Raw genomic sequence first — 22,112 nt, 5'->3', positions numbered from 1 at the left:
AGAAACTTTGATAGAAGCGTACCGATAACCTTTAAGGCTTGGAAAGAAACTTTGACAGAAGCGTACCGATAACCCACGCTATGCCACAGCCTAAGGCATCAGCAACAAAGTCTAACCATTCAGCGCTTCTATTACCTGCTGTACAATATCTTTGGAGCAACTCTAATACTCCACCCATTAAGGTTGGAAGAAGCCAAACCCATAGCAATAACGCCATAGGTTTGGCTTTTTTGTATGTGTGAAACCACTCGTGAGCTATTGTCATACCATAAACAAAGAACATTCCAATATGTGTCCATTTGTCTATCAATGCAACGTTATTTAACGGAGTTTCGGGTACAGGAATGAGACAAAGCGCCCAAATGCCGATGGTCATCAATATCGTAAGCGGAAAACGCTTTATGAGTAGTTTCATCATTTTTATTTCTTTCGTTTTATCAATAGTTCGTTAAAATTTGAGATAATTGTTACGCAGCTTTCCTCTGCCAGCCAAAGAGTTCTTTGATAGTATGACTAATTAACTTTCGGTTCGGTATGCTCCGACACCTGTCGAAAATTAATTTTGCAATGTATGTGCTCGCCATGAGCTCCTTGAAAGAAGCCATGGAATACGGTAGCCCGTTTTCCTTCATCATCACCTTTGCCACATTCTGTGATGCAAATGATGCGTTGTAGGAGAAGTCCAGCTGATTCTTGTGCCTTGCCTGGCAATGCGCGAGTCCGGTATACTGCTTGGCATCACGGAAGCAAAACTCGATTTGGAATCTTGAGCGGTATGTGCGCAATACTTCTTCACCCGACATAGATGTCTTTGTGGAGAAGAAAAGCTTGTGCTTGCCGTTCGGCATCACCCAAATGACAAGACGCACTTTCTGCTTCAGTGCCTTTGAATAGGCGATGAGTGTGTAAGCTGTGCCTTCAAGTCCTTCGATATGCATCTTCGCCATACGCGTGAGGTCGAGTTTCTTGTAATTGATTTTCCCGTCAAGTGTTTTGGGACGCCCGGGCTTATTGGAACGAGGTCCCGTGTACACATAGTATAGGCTCGCCGTATCCCTGAAACGGCTGACAAGATGAAAGCCTTGCTCCTTGATTCCCTCCACAAACGGACGGATAGAGAAGAAAGCATCAGCGACAACAATATCGGTGACCTTCAACAATTCTTTCCTGTAGCGTTTGATGACGGCAATGTAATGCTGCACAAGAGTCATGCTACGCAGTTTCAACTCTCTTGTAGAAGGGGTTTGATGGGCACGAAGCATCATACAGTTGTTGGCGTAGACATCGACAAGGGCAAGTCCCATGATTTCAAGTCCGTGTTTCATGGAACCTGCACAGCCGGACCAGAAAGTACCAACATGCGGAGTCTTCTTGCCTGACTTACTGATGTAGCTCGGATCTATGGCTATAGCCAGCAGTCCGTCCATGTTCAGATAACGCTGGGAAAGGTAGAGGTTGAACTTAACCCAGTTGATGCACTTAGCCCGGCTGCGGTTGAAATTCGTTCTGTAGGTCTGCTCGCAATGGGTGCCGTAACGCTCCATTTGAGTGAAATTTATCTTTCTTTGTATCGCCATGTACAATAAGAGTATTTCCAAGAGTAGATTCTCAAAAGTTTTGCCTAATTTTGCAGATGAGCTTTTGATGGCATCTCTGCAGATTTCTGTATATTGGTCGAGTGGTTCTGATGTCATTTGCTTTATGTTTTTGCTACTATAAAGTTACTGATAATCAGCCACTTGGCCAAATTTTATTAGTTATATTAAGTTAATTAACTCTCTCATTTTCAAACGATTACATTAGAATTAACGAAGTATTGTTTTATAGTTCTATCTCTGCCTCGCTAAAGGGACAAATTCTAAACGTAGAATATTTACTTCTAAGTGTTTATAATTCATCACATAGGCGTTGAATGTATATCTTTTACGCCTAAGCCCTCAATATTTCGCAGACAAAAATACGAATTATTTTGCAGATAACATCAAAAAATCGCCATCAAAGCATTAAACTCACTTTGATGACGATTTTGTTTTTTATCCCCAATTAGCCATTGTTACGCTAACGAGCGATTTAAGTTTTATCCTTAATAAGCCATTGTTGCGCCAACAACCTATTTGGGTTTAAGCTATATTCTTGCACCTAACAGCTATGAAAGATAGGTGCAAGAACTATTTAACGTGAATTATTGTGGGTTGATTTCTTTAATCAAGCGGTCTGCGTGACCCCACTTGTCCATCATATAAAGCACGAAGCGAATATCTACACCGATACAACGAGCGAGCTTGCGGTCGAAGTTGATGTCAGAACTGAGGCTATCCCAGTTGCCGTCGAATGCAAGTCCGATGAGCTGACCCTTACCGTTGAACATTGGAGAACCTGAGTTACCACCAGTAATGTCGTTGTTGGTAAGGAAGCAAAGCTGCATTTTGTTAGAAGTCTTGTCGGTATAACGGCCGAAATCCTTTGCAGAAAGCAAATCCATCATTATAGGTTCAGCCTTGTAGTCAGCAATCTTGTCTGCCTTCTTAAACTTCTCTACAATAGATTCAGCTGCTGTATAATAGCCGCTATTTACACTTCCGAGCATATAGCCACCTACTTGTCCGTAGCTCAAGCGCATTGTAAAGTTAGCATCGCTATAATGTGGCATATCCATTTCCATCTGTACTTTAGCCTCGCAGAGCTTCTTTTCTTCAGCCTGAATATCTTCTGTTATAGTTCTAAGTTTCTCTCCCACTACTGAAGCGATAGCCATAATTTCGCCACCAACCTGAACAGCAGGGTCTTTCATAAACTTCTTTTTGTCATTTACATAGAACTTTGCTCCCTTTTTGAGTACATTACTATTCTTATAGAGCCATTCTGTGTACTTATAGAAATCGCCTCCAAACTTAGCTTTCACGGTCTTAAAGAACTCTGGGTGATATTCTTCAGGCATCTGTTGTGCAAAGTTTTTCATCATAGCTGCTGTCATCTCTTTATCCAAAGTGTAGTTCCAGCTGTCGCTATTGTCTGCAAATTCGCAATATTGCTTCTTAGGGTTAGCAGCATCACCCTTGAGCGGCATTCCTAATACAAGTCGTGTTGCACGAGTGAAAAATTCAGAAGTCTTCCAGAAAGATTCCCTCCAATAGCTCATTGCGTTCATCATTGGGCGGCTCTTTTTGTAAAGACTTTCGAGCTTAGCAAAGTCTACATTAGTTGCAGGGTTCTTTACAGTCTGCTCGTTAAGCCACTTTTGTATCTTAGCTTCATATTCTGCCTTCTGACGAATTAAACCTATCGAGTCGATGCACTTGTTCATACCTATTGAGTTTTTCCAATAGTTGGCAGAGCTTGCATACTTGTCTTCGTACTGAATACGTACCTTTTGGTCAGCATCCATATACTTCTTCATCAATGCGAGCTTAATATCACGAGTTTGAACACGACTTGCATTCTCTATATCACGACGCTGTTGAATACCGTATGATGAGAGATAACGACGTGTAGAACCTGGATAACCGATGGTCATTGCAAAGTCTTTTTCCTTGTAACCTTCAAGACTTACAGGTGCCCAATGCTCTGGGTGGTAAGGCACATTGTCCTTTGAGTAAGCTGCAGGACCATTTGTCTTAGGGTCAGCATAGATACGGAATACAGAGAAGTCGCAAGTTTGGCGTGGCCACATCCAGTTATCGGTATCGCCACCGAACTTACCCATACTCTTTGGCACGGTGAATACAAGGCGAAGGTCGGTAAAGTCTTGATAAGTAGTTGCATAATACTTGTTGCCTTCGTAGAATGGCTGCACCTCAATATGCAAAGTCTTGTCTATCTTCTTAATAGAGTCGGTCATTGCATTGGTAAGTTCATCAAGGATTTTTTCCTGTTCTTCATGCGATTTGTTTGCAATCATTGCATTCACACGTGGCGTGATGTCCTCCTGCTTACGCATAAATGACACAAACATATTCTCGTTTGGCAATTCCTCGCTGAAACTCTTTGCGTAGAAGCCATCGCGCATATAGTCGTGTTCTACAGTAGAGTGAGCGTTGATAGCACCGAAACCACAGTGGTGGTTGGTGAATACAAGTCCATCAGGAGACACAACAACACCTGAGCAGAAGCCAGAGAAATTGACAACGTAGTTGCTAATAGCGTTAGGGCTATTGTACAATGAGGTAGAAGGCAATGCGAAGCCGTAATCAACCATTTGCGTATAAACTGCTTGTGGAAGATTGAAAAGTGTCCACATACCTTCGTCTGCTTTCGATGCAGTACTCATAGCGAGCAAACCTGCAAGCAATAGGGTAGATTTTTTCATTATAATTGATTTATTGGTAAATATATTATTTCTTAAATTTCTTGCCTATAACGGGCAACTTGCTCAAAGGGAAGTCACGCTTCACAATGATGCCAAGGAAGACAAAGAGAAGCAGGGTGTTCACGCCGAGCGCACCTATCATTGGCAAATAGTCGTTAGAAGCACTGATAGCCCCAAATAGCACTAATGCCACCAAAACATAGAAGCCTATTTCCTTTAAAGGATAATTGATGGGGTAATACTTCTGCCCGAAATAGTAGCTTATCACCATACTCACGGCGTACGACACAAAGCCTGCCCACGCACAAGCCCAATAGCTAAAAACAGGAATGAGCGCAATGTCCATCACAATAAGCACCACCGCTCCTATTCCAGCAAAGTATGCTCCCCAGATGGTACGGTTAGTGAGTTTGTACCAAAAACTAAGGTTAAAGAATATACCAAACATTATTTCGGCAGCCATCACAATCGGTACTATCTCCAAGCCCTCCCAATAGCTTCGCCCCACTACGTGTTTCAGTATGTCCATATAGCCCATAACAGCCAAGAAAGCCAAGAGGGTAAAGATAATATAAAACTTCATAGCGTTAGCGTAAGTCGTTCTATTGTCTTTATCCTTTGACTTTCCAAACACAAAAGGTTCGTAAGCATAACGGAAAGCCTGCGTAATCATTACCATAATCATTGCAATCTTGATACAAGCCCCATAAATACCGAGCTGCATACGTGCTTCTTCGGCAGTGCCATTATACACCTCTGGGAAGATAATCTGCGATGCACTCTGGTTCAATTGTCCTGCCACACCCATTATCAGCAGTGGAAAAGTGTAGCTCAACATACGCTTGCACATTGCTTTATCAAAGGCATAGCGAATGCCCAACAACTCTTTTCCAAGCATCAGCAAGGTGAGCAAGGTACAGAAAAGGTTGATATAGAAAATCCAAACCACCTCTAAAGTAAAGTTGGCATCGTATATTCCGAACGGATTGAGCTGTAATGACGGCAGCACTACCAAATAAAGAATGTTGAAAGCAATGTTGAATGTGATGTTCAACATCTTCAGTGTAGCAAACTTTATAGGACGATGCACATAGCGAAGATATGCAAAAGGAATGGCTGCAAAGGCATCTATCGCCACCGTGATATACATTATTAATATATATTCGGGGTGGTCGTCGTAGCCCACCATTGCAGCAATGGGTTTATAAAAAGCAACGATGATTGCCATAAACACGAGCGATGTGGCAGCCACCATTCTTAACGTTGTGGCATAAACCTTCTTTGGGTCTTCGCCTTCTTTGCTCATAAAGCGAAAGAAGGTTGTTTCCATACCATACGTAAGCAGCACTATCAGCAGTGCCACGTACGAGTAAACATTGGTAATAATACCATACTGCCCACCAGCAGCATTAAATTTGGTAGTCTGAATAGGCACCAACAAGTAATTGATAAACCTTGCCGCAATACTGCTAAGTCCGTAAATAGCCGTATCTTTCGCCAATGATTTTAAGTTTGCCATTTATTTTGTATCGTTTTATTTTAGAAAAATATGTAGCACACCCCAATAGCAGCAATCACTCCGAAAAGGTCTGCTAACAAGCCACAAGCCACAGCGTGACGGGTATAACGTATGCTTACGCTACCGAAATAGACAGCCAAAACATAGAACGTCGTATCGGTAGAACCTTGGAAAATGCAACTTAGTCTGCCCACAAACGAGTCTGCACCGTATGTTTGCATTGCTTCTAACATCAATCCACGTGCCCCACTACCCGAAAGCGGTTTCATCAGTGCTGTTGGCAACGCACCTACAAAGTCGGTATTCAGATTGCATTGCTCCATTGTCCATCCTATGCCGTCAATCAGCATATCCATAGCTCCCGATGCACGGAACACACCCACACCCACGAGAATGGCAACAAGGTAAGGTATAATGCGTACAGCCGTAGTGAATCCCTCCTTTGCGCCCTCGATGAAAGCGTCATAAACATTGATGCGCTTTAGTGCTCCTGCACCGATGAAAAGGACGATAATCGACATCAATATCAAGTTTGAGGCTATCGAGGTTGTACGTGTCATCGTTGCTTCGTCCATCTGACCAAAGCCCCACATTATGCCACCCACTACGGCAATCATACCAAAGATGGTAGCTAACAGCACAGGTTGCAACAGATTGATGCGTTGCCAAAGGGCTGTAATCACAATTCCTGCAATCGTTGCCACCGTGGTTGCAAGCAGAATGGGGATAAACACGTCGGTAGGCGTTGCAGCTCCGTTGGCACTTCGGAATGCTAAAATACTTGTTGGAATGATGGTCAGTCCGCTGGTGTTCAGCACCAAGAACATTATCATTGGGTTGGTGGCTGTGTCTTTGCGTGTATTCAGCTCCTGCATTTGTGCCATTGCTTTCAGCCCCGTAGGTGTTGCCGCATTGTCAAGCCCCAACATATTTGATGCAATGTTCATAAAAATGCTGCCCATCACAGGGTGGTTTTTTGGAATATCAGGGAAGAGTTTGGTAAAAACAGGACTAAGCACACGCGCCAAAACATTCACAATGCCAGCTCGTTCGCCTATCTTCATAATTCCCAACCACAATGCCAAAACTCCTGTCAAGCCCAACGACACTTCAAAAGCCGACTTAGAGGAGTCGAAAGTTGCCGTAACCATCTTCTCAAACACCGTAGCATCGCCAAAACATAGCGACACAATGCCGAAAACAAAGGCTATCACGAAGAAAGCTACCCAAATATAATTTAACACCATAGCGTTGATTATCTTTTTCTTTCCTTTTTAACTTGGCAAATTTACAATTTAAAGTTGATAAACACGATATTTATATTTAAAAGAATTATAAAAGGACTTTTCAGAGGATAGGGATAAATCCGAGGCAACAGAAAAACAGAACAATTAATATTTAAACCATATCCATAAAATTTAATGCCATAACCCACTGAGCACAAGAGATTTACAAATCCATTCTAAAACATATATGTTTCACCACCCAAAACATATATGTTTTACCGCCTCAAAGTTGAACTTTGACAATGCCAAACATATATGTTTTGGAAATAAAAGATTGATGTTTTGTTTTTGAAAGTTCGTCAACCGAAAAACAGAACAATATGTAGGGGCTCGATTTATCGAGGAGTTAAAGCCAAATGTTTCGTTGTTGTGGTTTTGTCCGACTTGTCCGACCCGTCCGACCCGTCCGACCTGTCTGACCTGTCCGACTTGTCTGACCTGTCCGACACGTCCGACTTGTCCGACCAATTCTCCAAAACTACCCCCACAAACATCTCCCCTTACACTCCTTTAACTCCTATAAAATAATACCTCAACAACCTTTGCAACCGAGTTGCAATATTTTTTATTTATCTTTGCAAACCATAAATCAGTAACAAAAAAATAGAGCGATATGAAAACTAAAATTATCCGTCTTATCATTGCTGCTGCCTTATTGGCTGTGGCATACGTAATAGAACAGAACGCCAACTTACCTTTGTGGCAACTGCTCTTGGTTTATCTTATTCCTTACTTTGTCGTAGGATACGATGTTTTGTGGGAAGCTGCGGAGGGAATAGCCAACCTTGACCCCTTCGATGAGAACTTCCTTATGGCAATTGCTACCATCGGTGCAATGGCAATAGGCTTTCTTCCCAATGCCGAACCTCAATTTATGGAAGGTGTTTTCGTAATGCTGTTTTTCCAGTTGGGCGAAATGTTTGAACACTATGCGGAAGACAAAAGTCGCGATTCCATCGTCGATTTGATGGATATTCGTCCCGACAAAGCAAATCTTGTTGTGGGGAATGACACAAAAGAGGTTACACCTGAAGAGGTAAAAATTGGTGATACGATATTGATAAAAGTTGGCGAAAAAGTGCCACTCGACGGTCGTGTAATCGAGGGAGCATCAAGCCTCAACACTGTAGCTTTGACGGGCGAAAGTGTACCACGAAGTGTAAAAAGTGGCGATTTCATCGTGTCGGGCTGTGTAAATCTATCGGGCGTATTAAAAGTTGAGGTAAAGAAAACTGCAGGCGAATCGACAGCTGCCAAAATACTACAATTGGTAGAAGAAGCAAGTGAAAACAAATCGAAAAGTGAGTCGTTTATCCGTCGTTTTGCACGTGTTTACACCCCCGCCGTGGTTATTCTTGCCCTTATTCTTGCTGTTGTACCCCCATTCTTTTATGCCGATTATGGTGCAGGCTTCTCGGTTTGGCTCTATCGTGCATTGACTTTCTTGGTGGTGAGTTGTCCTTGCGCACTCATTATGTCTATCCCGCTTACTTTCTTCTGTGGTATCGGTGGGGCTGGTCATCAAGGTATTCTTATCAAGGGGGGAAACTATATGGAGACCTTGGCTAAACTTCGCACCCTTGTTGTTGACAAAACGGGTACTTTGACCCACGGATCATTTGCGGTGGAGGCTGTTCATACACACGAAATAGCAAGCGAAGAATTGCTACGAATAGCGGCTTTGGCTGAACAGTTTTCAGCTCACCCCATTGCGCTTGCACTTACAAAAGCCTATTCGGGAACGATAAGCAAGGAAGGAATAAAGAATGTAAAAGAAATAGCTGGACACGGCGTAACAGCAACCATAGACGGGCACAACGTAGCCTTGGGCAATGAGCGAATGATGCAACAAGTAGGCGTAGCCATTCCGCAATGCGATGCGTGTACAAATGCTGTGGCTACCCTTGTATATGTGGCGATTGACGGTCAATACAAGGGACATATCGTGATTGCCGATACGCTGAAAGAAGGGGCTAAAGAAACCATTGCCCAGCTAAAGGTGATGGGAGTAGCCGAAGTGGTAATGCTTACAGGCGACAAGGCTGATGTGGCACAACACGTAGCTGATGAATTGGGCATAAATAAGCATTATGCAGAGTTGTTGCCCGATGATAAAATGAAGTATATGGAGGAATTGCTGGCTACCTCATCTGCTACCTCTACACTTGCTTTTGTAGGCGACGGCATTAATGATGCACCTGTGTTGGCACGTGCCGATGTGGGTATAGCAATGGGCGGTTTAGGGTCGGAGGCTGCCATCGAAGCTGCCGATGTGGTGTTGATGGACGACAAGCTGTCTAAAATAGCAAAAGCTATTGGCATTTCGCGCCATACTATTGCCATTGCAAAGCAAAACGCTGTGTTTGCCATTGGTATTAAGGTGGGTGTGCTCGTACTCTCTACCTTCGGTCTCACCTCTATGGGCTTAGCTGTTTTTGCTGATGTTGGTGTTATGGTTTTGGCAGTATTGAATGCCACAAGAGCACTAAAAGCATAAAAGGACTTATAAAAGGCTGGTTCTATAAATTACCACCGCATATAGTCATTAAATTTTTATGAAATACGTTTCTTTCTCTTTTAGCTTCTTTTAATATAAAACGGGCTGCGCCTCAACAATTCAAACAAGTTTGATTGCATTCGGCTTGCTCCGTTTTTGGTTCAAAAATAAGCTCAAAATCTAACAAAGCTAATTTATAGAACCAGCCAAAAGTAAATCCCAATAGAACAAACGAAAATTCTATTGGGATTTTAGTATAAAATAATAAAAATGTGCTGAAGTTTTCTTTTCCTACTTTTTTTATTTACTTTTGTATTGGCTTTAACCCAAAGGTTGTTGGTGCTGAAGCACGCCATAGACTTTTGGTACTTAAAACTATTTAGCAAACAACAATGCGTAGGTGCATCACCCTTGTGAGAAGTTCTACCCTTATATATTAAAGTAGGGCTTTGCAAGGAGAAAGATGATATAGCTTGAACGGAAGCAACATCAACGATAAAGGGTCAATAAAAATAAAGAAAACTATGGATATTCAAGAACTTTATAAGCTGTACAAACAGCACGCTGTAATAACAACAGATAGCCGAAACTGTCCTGAAGGAAGCCTATTTATTGCGCTCAAAGGTGAAACTTTTGACGGAAATAAATTTGCTAAAGCTGCCTTGGAAAAAGGGTGCAGCTATGCTATTATTGACGAAAAAGAATATGCCGACCCTACCGACAAGCGTATTATCCTTGTAGATGATGCTTTGCAGACTTACAAAGAGATAGCAAGAGAACACCGCCGAGAATTTAATATCCCTGTTATCGGTATTACGGGAACAAACGGGAAAACTACATCCAAGGAACTTATATCAGCCGTATTGGCAGAAAAATACAACGTGTTGCATACCGAAGGCAACTTTAACAACGATGTGGGTGTGCCTAAAACTTTGCTTCGCATTGCTCCCGAACACGAAATTGCGGTAATAGAGATGGGAGCATCGCACGAGGGCGATATAGAAAAGCTCGTAAACTATGCAGAGCCTACTTGCGGTCTTATTACTAATGTGGGGCGTGCTCACCTTGAAGGATTTGGAAGTTTTGAAGGAGTGAAACGCACAAAAGGTGAATTGTACGATTATCTTAAAGCGCACAACTGTCTGCTCTTCCTAAACGAGAGCAACAACGACCTTACAGAAATGGCAGAGCAGCGCAATTTTGACCGCATCATATCATACGGACAAGACGAAACCGCCAACGTTCAAGGCGAAGTAGTGGATTGTGCGCCTTTCTTACGTTTCCGTTGGCACGAAGAAGGAGGCGAATGGAAAGAGGTATTGACCCATCTTGTAGGAGCTTACAACCTTGATAATATGTTGGCAGCCATTGCCATAGGCTTGCATTTCGAGGTATCGACACAACAGATTTGCCACGCTTTAGAAAACTATATTCCAAGCAACAACCGCTCGCAGCTCACTGTTACGGCGCATAACAAACTTGTTGTAGATGCTTACAACGCCAATCCATCGAGTATGGCGGCAGCTATCGAAAACTTCAGAGTGATGAATGTAGAAAACAAGATGGCTATCTTGGGTGATATGCGTGAACTTGGCGAAACTTCGGCAGTTGAACATCAACGTGTGGTAGACCTTATCCAGGCTGCTGGCATTACCAATGTATGGCTCGTAGGTGAAAACTTTGAACACACCAAAACCGACTTTAAGAAATTTAAAGATGTGGAAGAGGTGAAGCTGGAAATAGAACGCCATTGCCCCACAGACCACTATATATTAATAAAAGGTAGTAATGGCACAAAGCTATTCCAGTTGCCCGAACTATTGTAACAAAATAGAGTAAGGCATCAAAAAGTAACGTAAGGCTGCAAACGTTGGATAACTTCGGGCGGGAAGTCTTTGAGGAGACGCAACTGCGACAAACTTGTGAGTTTTCCACGTGTGCGGCGATACGCTACAATTTGTTGTGCCATATGAAAGTTGATATAAGGGTGCCTTCGCAACTGACTGAGCGAAAGGGTGTTGAGGTTGAGTTTCTGCGTATGTTCGCCACGAACTTCAAAAAACGGAAGAGCCTCAACAGGAAATTCTTCTATCTCTTTCAGTTGCCCTACGGCTACATATCCACCTAATCGCTTTCCATAGTTTACGATGGCACGCGCCCACCCTGACCCTATCCCAGGTACTTTTTTCAGTAAGGCAGTATCAGCTGTGGCAAGGTTGATGTGTTCGCCTACCTTTATTTTGATAGGGTAACGCACGGTATCACGGTCGGTTTTCTTATAAGGTGTATACGTGTCTGATGCTTTATAGGCTTCGTATGCCTCGTGTATGCGTTGTTTTTCGGCACGCTTATTTTGTTCATACGCTTGAATAGTTGCCATTGTGAAGGCAGGAAGATAGTCGTCGCCTATCTCTATATAGGGTTCAAGGGTGCGATATTGCTTTCTGGTAAGTCCGTAAAGTTTGGCAAAGTCTTGCGGAGTACGATATATTCCGCCCTTTGCACGATACTTATAAATACTCCGAATTTGGTAAGGCGCAAGTCCGAGTTTTGACAAGGCGTTGCTATCGGCTGTGTTGGGGTCGAATGGAAATAAGGTGATACGTTTGCCGTCCTGAAGGGCATAATGAACAGAGTGCTGCGTTTCGTTCGCATTGATTGGATTTTGTAGACTTGCAATGCATGTGCTATCGGGTTGGGATAAGGCTGTATATTGGTTTTGATTGCCAACAAAATAGATTGCACAAAGGGCTATGAGTGCTAAAGAGATAAGGAAAAGAATTACTTTTCTATCCGATTTCTGCATATAAAAGAAGTTTCGCATAGGTCAACTTGATGTGATGAGATGACAAAAGATTGTTTGTTACTGTGCTACAAATATACAAAATAATATTGAATGTACCCATAGGAATGAAACAAAACACTTGTAAAGTTGCTAACAATTTATTACCTTTGCACGTTATAAGTGGCAGACTATCCGAATTTTAGTAATTGTTTGCCACATTCAAGCTATATAATAAATTTAGATTTAGATTGATGAAAAAACTCTTTATAGAGACATACGGCTGCCAAATGAACGTGGCAGACTCGGAGGTGGTTGCTTCCGTGATGAAGATGGCAGGATACGATGTGTGCGAGAATGAGGACGAAGCAGATGCTATATTCCTTAATACTTGCTCCATAAGAGAGAACGCAGAGAACAAGATTTACAATAGATTAGAAACCTTATATGCTGAGAAAAAGAAAGGGAAAAAGCGCATCTTGGGCGTATTGGGTTGTATGGCGGAGCGTGTACGTAAAGACTTGATAGACAATCACTATGCAAATCTTGTGTGCGGACCTGACTCTTATCTTAACTTGCCTGAAATGATAGCACGTTGTGAGAATGGGCATAACGCTATGGACGTTGACCTATCGACAACTGAAACCTATCGTGACATTGTGCCTCAACGCATTGGGGGCAATCGGGTTTCGGGCTTTGTGAGCATTATGCGTGGTTGTAACAACTTCTGCCACTATTGCATTGTGCCGTTTACACGTGGTCGTGAGCGTTCGCGCGATGTAGAGAGTATTCTTCGCGAAGTGAAGGATTTGCACGACAGAGGCTTTAAAGAGGTAACGCTCTTGGGTCAGAATGTCAATTCGTATGGACTTCTGCCTAACGGAAAACGCCCTGAAAACGGCACATCGTTTGCCGAACTCTTGCGCAAGGTGGCACAGAGCGTGCCTGATATGCGTGTGCGTTTCTCTACTTCCAACCCTGAAGATATGACTGAGGATATTCTCCACGCTGTGGCTGACGAACCTAATCTCTGCAATCATATTCATTTCCCTGCACAAAGCGGAAGTAATAAGGTGCTGAAACTGATGAACCGAAAGTACACACGTGAGGACTATTTGGAGAAAGTAGCAGCCATTCGTCGTATTATTCCTAACTGTGGACTCACAACTGATATTTTTGTGGGGTATCACGATGAGAGTTTGGAAGATCAAGAGCTAACGCTCTCATTGGTACGTGAGGTGGGCTTCGACTCTGCCTTTATGTTTAAATACTCTGAACGCCCAGGCACATACGCTGCAAAGCACTTACCCGATAACATTAGCGAGGAAGAAAAGGTGCGTCGATTGAACGAACTGATTAAGTTACAGACAGAGATTTCGGCTCAACGCAACAAGGAAGATAAGGGAAAAGAGTTTGATATACTTATCGAACGTTTCAGTAAGCGCAGCAGAGAGCAATTGATGGGGCGCACTGAACAAAATAAGGCAGTGATTATTCCACGTGGCAACCATCATATTGGTGAAACGGTGAGAGTAAGAATTGTAGACTCAAGTTCGGCAACACTCATTGGCGAATTGGTAGATTAATACCTTTTGCTATATCAAGTGAGAGCTTGCAACATCAGTAGACTGAGAAAAAAGGTACAAAACCTTGAAAACAAGAAAATACAAGTTCCCACTTTAAACTATTATCTTTGTATCCTATGAAGGATTTTATACAAGTATTACGCAGATTTATCCCACCTTACAAGAAATATCTTGTGATGGCGGTGGGGTTCAACGTGCTTTCGGCACTGCTGAACATCTTCTCTTTTATGACGCTTATTCCGTTATTGCAAATTCTTTTTAAGGTAGATGCAGGAACAGGAGCTACACAATATATTCCTTGGAGTAGAGCTGAAGGGTTTCACGAATACAAGGACGTCTTAGCCAACAATGCTGATTATTATGTTCAGATATTTGTTACAAGCTGGGGACCGACCAACACTTTGCTTATTATAGGGCTTGCATTGGGCTTTATGACCTTCCTTAAAACGGGGGCTTATTTCCTTTCTTCAGCCTCTATAATACCAGTTCGTACAGGTGTAGTGAGGGATATTCGCAACGCATTGTATCAAAAGATAACCCAACTTTCGTTAGGCTTTTTTAGTGAAGAACGTAAAGGCGACATCATTGCTCGTATGAGCGGTGATGTGCAAGAGATAGACAATTCGGTAATGGCATCATTGGATATGCTGTTCAAAAATCCTATCCTTATCGTTTTTTACTTCAGTACATTGCTTGTCATTTCGTGGCAGTTAACACTCTTCACACTCATCTTTGTCCCTTTCTTTGGCTGGTTTATGGGCAAAGTAGGTCGAAAGTTGAAACAGAATAGTGTTACCGCACAAGCCTTATGGAGCGATACCATGAGCCAAGTAGAGGAGACTTTGGGCGGCTTACGTATCATTAAGGCGTTCTGCGCTGAACGTTTGATGAACGAACGTTTTGAGAAAGTGAACAATAGTTACCGCTCTGATATAATGAAGGTGAACATTCGCCAACAATTGGCTCATCCTATGAGCGAATTTCTTGGTACATTGATGATTATCGTTGTGCTTTGGTTTGGCGGAACATTGGTTTTAGGACAATATCCAGTCATTAGCGGACCTACGTTTATTTACTATTTGGTAATTCTTTACAGCATTCTCAATCCATTAAAAGAGTTCTCAAAGGCAGGATATAACATTCCTAAGGGTATGGCCTCTATGGAGAGAGTGGACAAGATACTGAAGGCTGAGATTGAAATCAAGGAAGCTAAAAACCCGAAAGTTCTAAACGGATTCAATCACGAAATAGAGTTCCGAAACGTAAGTTTTGCCTACACGTCTGATAAGTCTGAGGACGGAAGCGTAAATTTTCATTGGGTGCTGCGAAATATCAATCTTGTTATTCCCAAAGGTAAAACCATAGCCCTCGTCGGACAGAGTGGAAGCGGCAAATCCACCCTACTCGACCTCATTGCACGCTATTATGATGTGCAAGAAGGTGATATTTTGATAGACGGCATCAATGTGAAAGACCTCCGTCTACACGAACTTCGCAAGTTTATCGGTAATGTCAATCAAGAAGCAATCTTATTCAACGACACATTCTACAACAACATTTCGTTTGGCGTGAATGCAACCAAAGACGATGTTATGGAGGCAGCTAAGATTGCCAATGCTCATAGCTTCATTATGCAAAACGAGAAAGGCTACGACACCAACATCGGTGATAGAGGTGGCAGACTTTCAGGCGGACAGCGTCAACGTATAAGCATAGCACGTGCCATATTGAAAAATCCACCTATTCTTATCCTTGACGAAGCCACGTCGGCATTAGATACAGAAAGCGAACGATTGGTGCAAGATGCGCTCTACAAGTTAATGAAGACCCGCACAACCATAGCCGTGGCTCACCGCCTTTCCACCATTAAGAACTCGGACGAAATATGTGTGATGCACGAAGGACGAATAGTAGAACGAGGCACACACGAAGCATTGATGCAGATAGACGGATATTACAGGAAGCTGCACGATATGCAGGAGATATAAAATATTATCGCAGTTTATTCTATCCACTAAAGGGAACTAAACCAATGATACACAATTCATATAAAAGAAACGAGAATATCGTTACATTATCTTTAAAGCCAATAGCAGCATTGTTATACAATCTGCTATTGGCTTATTTTGTTTTTACAATAGCACGCATGGCTTATCTTGTAGAAAACTTTAGTACTTTTAAGGAAGGACTTACCTTCAGCCACGGCATAGAGATGTTTGTAGGCGGACTAAAGTTCGACACCACAGCCATTGTTTATAGCCATTCGCTTTATATTCTTTTAATGCTTGTTCCGCTATGGTTCAAAGAAACAACGGCATACCATAAGTTTTGCCGATGGATCTTTGTCGTTGTCAATGCACTTTGTTTGGCTATCAATCTTGCCGATGCCGTATATTTTCCATTCACCTTACGACGTACCACCACCAGCGTATTTAGGGAATTTGGCAACGAAAACAATCTTCTCGGCATTGTAGGTACAGAGTTTGTTCGTCATTGGTACTTCGTATTGCTTTTTATCTTCCTTGTTTGGTTGCTTTACAAACTCTATCAGTTCCCAAAAATAAAAGTTTTCGATTTTAATACCCCACGCAGACGCTGGCAATTCACAGGTATCAATTTCTTGGTACTTGCCCTTTCGGTTGTCTTATGTATAGGCGGAGCTCGTGGCGGACTGCAAAGTGGTGTCCGCCCTATCACCATCAGCAATGCCAACGAATATGTTGACCGCCCCATAGAGTGTGCTTTGGTGCTTAACACGCCATTCGCACTGATGCGAACCTTGGGCAAAAGCGTGTTCAAAGTACCCGATTATTACGCTTCAATAGAGGCTTCTGCACGTGTTTTCAATCCTGTCAAACAACCATTAGCCAATGCACAGCCAAAGAAGAAGAACATTGTAATTCTCATTGTGGAAAGTTTCGGACGTGAATATATAGGCGCATTCAACAAAACCCTCGAACCCAACGGGCGCTACAAGGGTTACACACCCCACGTCGACTCGCTTATAGCTCACAGCACTGTGTTCGAATATTCCTTTGCAAATGGTCATAAAAGTATTGACGGTATGCCCTCGGCACTTTGCGGCATACCTATGTTTATCGAACCTTTCGTACTTACCCCCGCCTCAATGAACGATTACACGGGTATCCCAGGACATCTTTCACGCTGGGGTTATCAGACGGCATTCTTCCACGGGGCAAATCGCGGTTCAATGGGTTTCCTTGCCTTCTCTAAGAAGATAGGTTTCCAACATTACTATGGCAGACAAGACTATGCAGCCGACAAACGTTTCGGAGGCGATGCCGACTTTGATGGCAATTGGGGGATATGGGACGAACCTTTCTTGCAGTATTACTGCACAAAGATGGGCGAAATGAAACAGCCGTTTATGACAGCTGTGTTCACCGTATCGAGCCATCACCCTTTTGTCGTACCTCAAAAATACAAGAACGTTTACAAAGACGAAGGCACGCTACCTATTCATAAATGTATTCGCTACACGGATATGGCCATCGGCAAATTCTTTGCTTCGGCTCGCAAACAACCTTGGTTTAAGAACACCATCTTTATCCTTGTAAGCGATCACACCAATCAAAGCAACCATCAAGAATACAAATCGGACATCGGAGAGTTTAGCGCACCTTTCGTTATCTACGACCCTTCAGGCGAAATCAAACCTTCTATGCGTCAAGGTATTGCACAGCAGATAGACATAATGCCGACCATCTTCAACCTCATAGGCTACAACAAACCTTATCTGAGCTTTGGTTGCGACCTTCTCCATACCCCTGCCCATCAACAATATGCGCTCAGCTACATCAATGGCGTGTACCAATACGCTCGCAATGGCTATGTGATGCAGTTTGATGGTTCAAAAGTAGTAGGTATGTACAAGCTCTCCGACCGCCTAATGCAGCACAACCTGAAAGGAAAAGTTGCCCAACAAGCCCAAATGGAACAAGAGTTGAAAGCCATCATCTATCAATATATGTATAGAATGGTGAACGATAAATTAAGCGTCAACTAATCGTTTATAAATAGAAGAACAATGTTTTTAAGCACAAACCAAGTGGTTGTTTATGCTTAAACCCAAATCAGTCATTAGCCCGCAAAGGCTTTTAAAGCGTTTAGATGTTATGCTTTTCTTCGTCTTTGCACCTTATTTTGGCTCTTTCTGTTTGTTTTTTCAGTTGTTTAGCTCGCTAAACGTCGTCAAGAACAACCAAAAATAGCTCAAAATAAGCGCGCAAATCTCGAAGAAGTCTAACGACCGATTTGGGTTGAAAAACATTGTTCTATTTTTCCACACCTCATCTTTTCAAAATCAAACATCAATCTTACGAAAGCCAAACATCTATGTTTGACAAGGTCAAAGTTCAACTTTGAGAGGGTAAAACATATATGTTTTGGGTGGTCAAACATATATGTTTTACAACACACTTATAACCTCCTTATTATCAAAACATTACAAAGGTAATTTTTAAAGGTTTAGATAGAGTCGCCTTTGATCTATTCTTCCCTATCCTCCCTACTCTTTGCACACATCTCTATTAACTTAAAATTCGTTCCTCTTATTAAGAAATTAGAGGAGTTAAAGAGAACTATGTCCAAATGCTTGTGGGGGGTGTAGGGGCTCCTACGCATATTAAAATCCGTTTCAAAAGGAGCTTTCTTTAAGCAATATTTTTGTTAAAGAGATATTAGTTTACAATAGCATTTGCCTCTCAACTTATCCTACAAAGGTAGTTCACAATAACATTATAGGCTGGTTCTATAAATTACCACCGCATATCGTCATTAAATTTTTATGAAATACGTTTTGTTACCTTTTGGCTTCTTTTTATATAAAACAGGCTGCGCCTCAACAATTCAAACAAGTTTGATTGCATTCGGCTTGCTCCGTTTTTGGTTCAAAATGTAAGTTCGTTCAGTCGTGTAGCTCGCTACACTCCTTCACGCTCTTGCATTTTGACCTCAAAAATAAGCTCAAAATCTAACAAAGCTAATTTATAGAACCAGCCTATAGAAACAACCGACGAGCCAAAGCAATGCTGTTTGATGTTATAAAAGTTTGTTGCCGTGGCTTTTCTTTCCATAATTTGTCGATTTCTAAAAAATTGTTTTTACCTTTGTATGGTGGTATTCTGCGTTGTGGTAAGCTGCCTGAGCAGCCTTAATACGCTATGCGATTTACTACTTTTTGAAAGAGCAAGTATAAGCGTTCGGAACACATTGTCCGCACGTGAAAAGACAAAGCATAATGAAGATAACGGACAAAATTCTATATGCCCTCGTTTATGGCTTTTGGTTCTTGATGTCGTTGCTACCCTTTTGGCTGCTTTTCATCATTTCCGATTGCCTCTACTTCCTTGTTGCCAAGGTGGTAAAGTACCGCCACCATACTATCTGGAAGAACCTCAAAGAGAGCTTTCCCGAAAAAAGCGAGGCTGAAATCAAGAAGATACAGCGCGACTTCTACCATTGGTTTTGCGACTATTTGGTAGAAACCATCAAACTGATGACAATGTCGGAAAAGTCGTTGCGCAAGCATATCCAGTTTACAGGTATGGAACAGTTCAACGAGGTATTGAACAACGGTGGTTCGTGTGCTGTATATTTAGGACACTATTGCAATTGGGAATGGATTTCAGCTATCCCCTATTGGGTACCCAAGCACGTACAGTGTTGCGAGCTTTATCACCCGTTAGAAAACCGTGCGATGGACAAAGTATTTATCCACCTTCGTGAACAGCAAAACGCACTTTGTATCCCGATGCAGGAATCGCTGCGTAAGATACTCGATTTCAAACGCAAGAACGCATCGCTTGTGGTGGGCTACATTGCCGACCAAGCTCCAATGTGGAACAACATTCACCATTGGGTGGATTTCCTCAACCACGACACACCTGTGCTGACAGGTGCTGAACGCATCGCAAGACATACATGCCAAGCGTGCTTCTATGGAGATATGAGTCGTCCCAAACGAGGCTATTATGTGTGCAATATGCGCTTGATAGAATTGAACCCTAAAACTCGTCCCAACTTTGAGATTACCGACATCTATATGAAGATGCTCGAAGAGACTATACAACGTGAACCTGCTTACTGGCTATGGAGTCATAAGCGATGGAAACGAACACGTGAGGAGTTTGATTTAAGATACGACAAAGAGACGGGAAAGTTTAACTATGGCGACTTAGAAACCATAAAAAGAGAAAAGCAAAAGGCTTCTCAAACCACTGCATAGGCAATGAGCAAATACACCAACATACGAATAGGATATGATGCAAAGCGCATTGTAAAAAACAATACAGGGTTGGGCAACTATGGGCGAACACTTATCAATTCGCTTGCCGCCTCAACCTCCGACCTACAATTGCGGCTCTATGCACCTGACGAGGGTAACGAACGCTTACGAAACGAGGTGATAAAGGCTGAAAACGTGCAGTTTGTTTATCCCGAAAACCTACATTTCCGTTTCCAAAAAGACATTTGGCGACAGGCAGGTATTGTGAAACAACTCGGCAAAGATGGTGTAAATCTTTATCACGGATTATCGGGCGAACTGCCTAAAGGTTTGAACGCATCGGGCATTAAAAGCCTTGTTACCATTCACGACCTCATCTTTCTTCGCCACCCAGAGTATTACACACGCATTGATGGTTTCCTCTATAAGCGCAAATTCGTGAATACGTGCAAGGAGGCAGACCGCATTGTGGCAATTAGCGAATGTACTAAGCGCGACATTCTCTATTACTCCAACTTCCCTGAAGACCGCATTGATGTGGTTTATCAGAGTTGTGGCACACGCTTTAGAACCATTGCAAGCAACGAAGAAAAGAAGGTAGTGGCACAAAAGTACAATCTCCCGAAGCGTTTTCTGCTTTTTGTCGGCTCGATAGAGGAACGCAAAAACCTTCTATTGGCTGTGAAAGCCCTCCTAAAGTTGCCAAACGATATTGCCATTGTGGCTGTTGGGCGTCGGACAAAGTACACCCAAAAGGTGGAAAAGTTTGCACAAGAAAATGGATTAACACATCGCTTACACTTCCTCCACGGCATTACAAATCAAGAACTTCCAGCCATCTACCAACAAGCCGAATGTTTCGTTTATCCATCACGCTACGAGGGGTTCGGTATTCCTATCATCGAAGCCATACAAAGTGGACTTCCTGTGGTGGCGTGTACAGGTTCGTGTTTGGAAGAAGCTGGCGGAAGGGAGAATATCTATGTAGATCCCGATGATGCAGACAGCTTTGCAGCAGGCATTACAGCAATGTTGCGAGGCAGTGACGATAGAGCAAGACGAATAGAAGCGAGCCGTATCTATGTCAAACGATTTGAGAATGGCGACATTGCACAGACGATGCTTGCCGAATACGATAAACTTTTAAACCGCTAAAAACCATTATGCAAGACAAACAATATTGTCCTAAAGTAACTATTGTAACGGTGTGTTACAATGTGAGAGAGGCTTTCTTAAAGACCGCTCATAATGTTTTTGCACAAGACTATGCCAACATAGAGTATGTTGTGGTAGATGGTGCATCTACTGATGGTACAGTGGAAGCCATACAAAGCGTTGCCCAGCGGATAGACCATTGGGTAAGTGAACCCGATAAGGGGATATACGATGCAATGAATAAAGCAGTGGGTATGGCGTCAGGCGAGTGGGTTATCTTCCTTAATGCAGGAGATACCTTTGCCACAACAGACGTGTTAAGTCGCATATTTGCCGAACCACACAATGCAGAAGTTATCTATGGCGATGTTGTAAAAGGCAAGACTATAAAGCCTGCAGAACCACCCCACAATGCACATCGTATGTATTTCTGCCATCAAAGTTGCCTTACAAGTCGCCAAGCATTAATCGACTTTCCGTTTGATATTACGCATACGATGTCTGCCGACTTCAAGCTCTTCAAACAATTGTGGAAGGCTAAGAAACGTTTCGTGCAGCTTTCGTTCCCTATAGCCAATTTCGACACTAATGGTGTATCGAATACAAACAGGTCGAAAGGCTTGTTGGACAATATAAAAGTGATACAAGAGACTGACAACACAATGGATAAACTCCGTTTTCTGCCTCGCCTTTACTTTGTGTATGGACTATGCAAACTAAGAAACAAATAAGCA

At 42.6% G+C, this 22,112-nt stretch carries 16 protein-coding genes; 8 read left to right on the top strand and 8 right to left on the bottom strand.

Going from position 1 to position 22,112, the window contains the following annotated elements; all coding sequences use genetic code 11:
- Positions 1-31 precede the first annotated feature (31 nt).
- The 6 genes from CZ367_RS11795 to CZ367_RS15960 all read right to left on the bottom strand — a co-directional run bounded on the left by CZ367_RS11795 (position 32) and on the right by CZ367_RS15960 (position 7,605).
- Positions 32-415 (bottom strand): VanZ family protein, encoded by a 384-nt coding sequence (locus CZ367_RS11795; protein ID WP_237581708.1) that lies wholly within the window; start codon positions 413-415, stop codon positions 32-34.
- A 52-nt stretch (positions 416-467) separates the two neighbouring features.
- Positions 468-1,694, bottom strand: coding sequence for a transposase (locus CZ367_RS11790; RefSeq protein ID WP_077197037.1), 1,227 nt, complete (start codon positions 1,692-1,694; stop codon positions 468-470).
- A 488-nt stretch (positions 1,695-2,182) separates the two neighbouring features.
- On the bottom strand, positions 2,183-4,306 hold the full coding sequence (locus CZ367_RS11785; RefSeq protein WP_077197036.1) for a S46 family peptidase: 2,124 nt from the start codon (positions 4,304-4,306) through the stop codon (positions 2,183-2,185).
- A 25-nt stretch (positions 4,307-4,331) separates the two neighbouring features.
- The gene (locus CZ367_RS11780; protein ID WP_077197035.1) at positions 4,332-5,825 is read right to left on the bottom strand and encodes an oligosaccharide flippase family protein; all 1,494 of its coding nucleotides are present in this window, start codon (positions 5,823-5,825) and stop codon (positions 4,332-4,334) included.
- A gap of 20 nt (positions 5,826-5,845) precedes the next feature.
- Positions 5,846-7,072, bottom strand: a complete 1,227-nt coding sequence (locus CZ367_RS11775; protein WP_077197034.1) for a nucleoside recognition domain-containing protein — start codon at positions 7,070-7,072, stop codon at positions 5,846-5,848.
- Positions 7,073-7,446: 374 nt separating this feature from the next.
- Positions 7,447-7,605: a hypothetical protein gene (locus CZ367_RS15960; RefSeq protein WP_154669335.1), complete on the bottom strand. Its 159-nt coding sequence runs from the start codon at positions 7,603-7,605 to the stop codon at positions 7,447-7,449.
- Positions 7,606-7,724: 119 nt separating this feature from the next.
- Between CZ367_RS15960 and CZ367_RS11770 the strand changes: the two genes are divergently transcribed.
- Both CZ367_RS11770 and CZ367_RS11765 read left to right on the top strand, forming a co-directional pair.
- Entirely contained in the window at positions 7,725-9,608 is a 1,884-nt protein-coding gene (locus tag CZ367_RS11770) for a heavy metal translocating P-type ATPase (protein WP_077197033.1), read from the top strand.
- A 524-nt stretch (positions 9,609-10,132) separates the two neighbouring features.
- Positions 10,133-11,434, top strand: coding sequence for a UDP-N-acetylmuramoyl-tripeptide--D-alanyl-D-alanine ligase (locus CZ367_RS11765; RefSeq protein WP_077197450.1), 1,302 nt, complete (start codon positions 10,133-10,135; stop codon positions 11,432-11,434).
- A gap of 17 nt (positions 11,435-11,451) precedes the next feature.
- Here CZ367_RS11765 and CZ367_RS11760 read toward each other — a convergent pair whose 3' ends face one another.
- Positions 11,452-12,414: a helix-hairpin-helix domain-containing protein gene (locus tag CZ367_RS11760; protein WP_237581706.1), complete on the bottom strand. Its 963-nt coding sequence runs from the start codon at positions 12,412-12,414 to the stop codon at positions 11,452-11,454.
- A 230-nt stretch (positions 12,415-12,644) separates the two neighbouring features.
- Between CZ367_RS11760 and miaB the strand changes: the two genes are divergently transcribed.
- The 3 genes from miaB to CZ367_RS11745 all read left to right on the top strand — a co-directional run bounded on the left by miaB (position 12,645) and on the right by CZ367_RS11745 (position 18,003).
- Positions 12,645-13,976 (top strand): tRNA (N6-isopentenyl adenosine(37)-C2)-methylthiotransferase MiaB, encoded by a 1,332-nt coding sequence (gene miaB, locus CZ367_RS11755; RefSeq protein ID WP_077197031.1) that lies wholly within the window; start codon positions 12,645-12,647, stop codon positions 13,974-13,976.
- 116 nt (positions 13,977-14,092) lie between these two features.
- The gene (locus CZ367_RS11750) at positions 14,093-15,964 is read left to right on the top strand and encodes an ABC transporter ATP-binding protein (protein ID WP_077197030.1); all 1,872 of its coding nucleotides are present in this window, start codon (positions 14,093-14,095) and stop codon (positions 15,962-15,964) included.
- A gap of 44 nt (positions 15,965-16,008) precedes the next feature.
- Positions 16,009-18,003, top strand: a complete 1,995-nt coding sequence (locus CZ367_RS11745; protein ID WP_077197029.1) for an LTA synthase family protein — start codon at positions 16,009-16,011, stop codon at positions 18,001-18,003.
- A 916-nt stretch (positions 18,004-18,919) separates the two neighbouring features.
- Here the strand turns inward: CZ367_RS11745 and CZ367_RS15580 are convergent.
- Positions 18,920-19,072: a hypothetical protein gene (locus tag CZ367_RS15580; RefSeq protein ID WP_154669334.1), complete on the bottom strand. Its 153-nt coding sequence runs from the start codon at positions 19,070-19,072 to the stop codon at positions 18,920-18,922.
- A gap of 164 nt (positions 19,073-19,236) precedes the next feature.
- On the opposite strand from CZ367_RS15580, the gene CZ367_RS11740 reads away from it, so the two are divergent.
- Genes CZ367_RS11740 through CZ367_RS11730 form a run of 3 tightly spaced genes read left to right on the top strand, consistent with a single transcriptional unit; the run spans position 19,237 to position 22,109 of the window.
- On the top strand, positions 19,237-20,223 hold the full coding sequence (locus CZ367_RS11740; protein WP_077197028.1) for a lysophospholipid acyltransferase family protein: 987 nt from the start codon (positions 19,237-19,239) through the stop codon (positions 20,221-20,223).
- Between the two features lie 3 nt (positions 20,224-20,226).
- Entirely contained in the window at positions 20,227-21,378 is a 1,152-nt protein-coding gene (locus CZ367_RS11735) for a glycosyltransferase family 4 protein (protein ID WP_077197027.1), read from the top strand.
- 8 nt (positions 21,379-21,386) lie between these two features.
- Complete coding sequence (locus CZ367_RS11730; RefSeq protein ID WP_077197026.1) at positions 21,387-22,109, top strand: glycosyltransferase family 2 protein; 723 nt, start codon at positions 21,387-21,389, stop codon at positions 22,107-22,109.
- Positions 22,110-22,112: the final 3 nt, after the last annotated feature.

Origin of the sequence: Prevotella ihumii (genome assembly GCF_900155655.1) — a bacterium.
In the GTDB taxonomy this organism is placed as follows: Bacteria; Bacteroidota; Bacteroidia; order Bacteroidales; family Bacteroidaceae; genus Prevotella; species Prevotella ihumii.
The sequence above is the reverse complement of the archived record's forward strand: the minus strand, read 5'-3'. Positions and strand labels throughout refer to the sequence as shown.

What these genes read in the sequence shown, in the direction of transcription:
- CZ367_RS11795 (WP_237581708.1), bottom strand. Translation starts at nt 415, where the DNA reads ATGAAACTACTCATAAAGCGTTTTCCGCTTACGATATTGATGACCATC.
- CZ367_RS11790 (WP_077197037.1), bottom strand. Translation starts at nt 1,694, where the DNA reads ATGACATCAGAACCACTCGACCAATATACAGAAATCTGCAGAGATGCC.
- CZ367_RS11785 (WP_077197036.1), bottom strand. Translation starts at nt 4,306, where the DNA reads ATGAAAAAATCTACCCTATTGCTTGCAGGTTTGCTCGCTATGAGTACT.
- CZ367_RS11780 (WP_077197035.1), bottom strand. Translation starts at nt 5,825, where the DNA reads ATGGCAAACTTAAAATCATTGGCGAAAGATACGGCTATTTACGGACTT.
- CZ367_RS11775 (WP_077197034.1), bottom strand. Translation starts at nt 7,072, where the DNA reads ATGGTGTTAAATTATATTTGGGTAGCTTTCTTCGTGATAGCCTTTGTT.
- CZ367_RS15960 (WP_154669335.1), bottom strand. Translation starts at nt 7,605, where the DNA reads ATGTTTGTGGGGGTAGTTTTGGAGAATTGGTCGGACAAGTCGGACGTG.
- CZ367_RS11770 (WP_077197033.1), top strand. Translation starts at nt 7,725, where the DNA reads ATGAAAACTAAAATTATCCGTCTTATCATTGCTGCTGCCTTATTGGCT.
- CZ367_RS11765 (WP_077197450.1), top strand. Translation starts at nt 10,133, where the DNA reads ATGGATATTCAAGAACTTTATAAGCTGTACAAACAGCACGCTGTAATA.
- CZ367_RS11760 (WP_237581706.1), bottom strand. Translation starts at nt 12,414, where the DNA reads ATGCAGAAATCGGATAGAAAAGTAATTCTTTTCCTTATCTCTTTAGCA.
- miaB (WP_077197031.1), top strand. Translation starts at nt 12,645, where the DNA reads ATGAAAAAACTCTTTATAGAGACATACGGCTGCCAAATGAACGTGGCA.
- CZ367_RS11750 (WP_077197030.1), top strand. Translation starts at nt 14,093, where the DNA reads ATGAAGGATTTTATACAAGTATTACGCAGATTTATCCCACCTTACAAG.
- CZ367_RS11745 (WP_077197029.1), top strand. Translation starts at nt 16,009, where the DNA reads ATGATACACAATTCATATAAAAGAAACGAGAATATCGTTACATTATCT.
- CZ367_RS15580 (WP_154669334.1), bottom strand. Translation starts at nt 19,072, where the DNA reads ATGGAAAGAAAAGCCACGGCAACAAACTTTTATAACATCAAACAGCAT.
- CZ367_RS11740 (WP_077197028.1), top strand. Translation starts at nt 19,237, where the DNA reads ATGAAGATAACGGACAAAATTCTATATGCCCTCGTTTATGGCTTTTGG.
- CZ367_RS11735 (WP_077197027.1), top strand. Translation starts at nt 20,227, where the DNA reads ATGAGCAAATACACCAACATACGAATAGGATATGATGCAAAGCGCATT.
- CZ367_RS11730 (WP_077197026.1), top strand. Translation starts at nt 21,387, where the DNA reads ATGCAAGACAAACAATATTGTCCTAAAGTAACTATTGTAACGGTGTGT.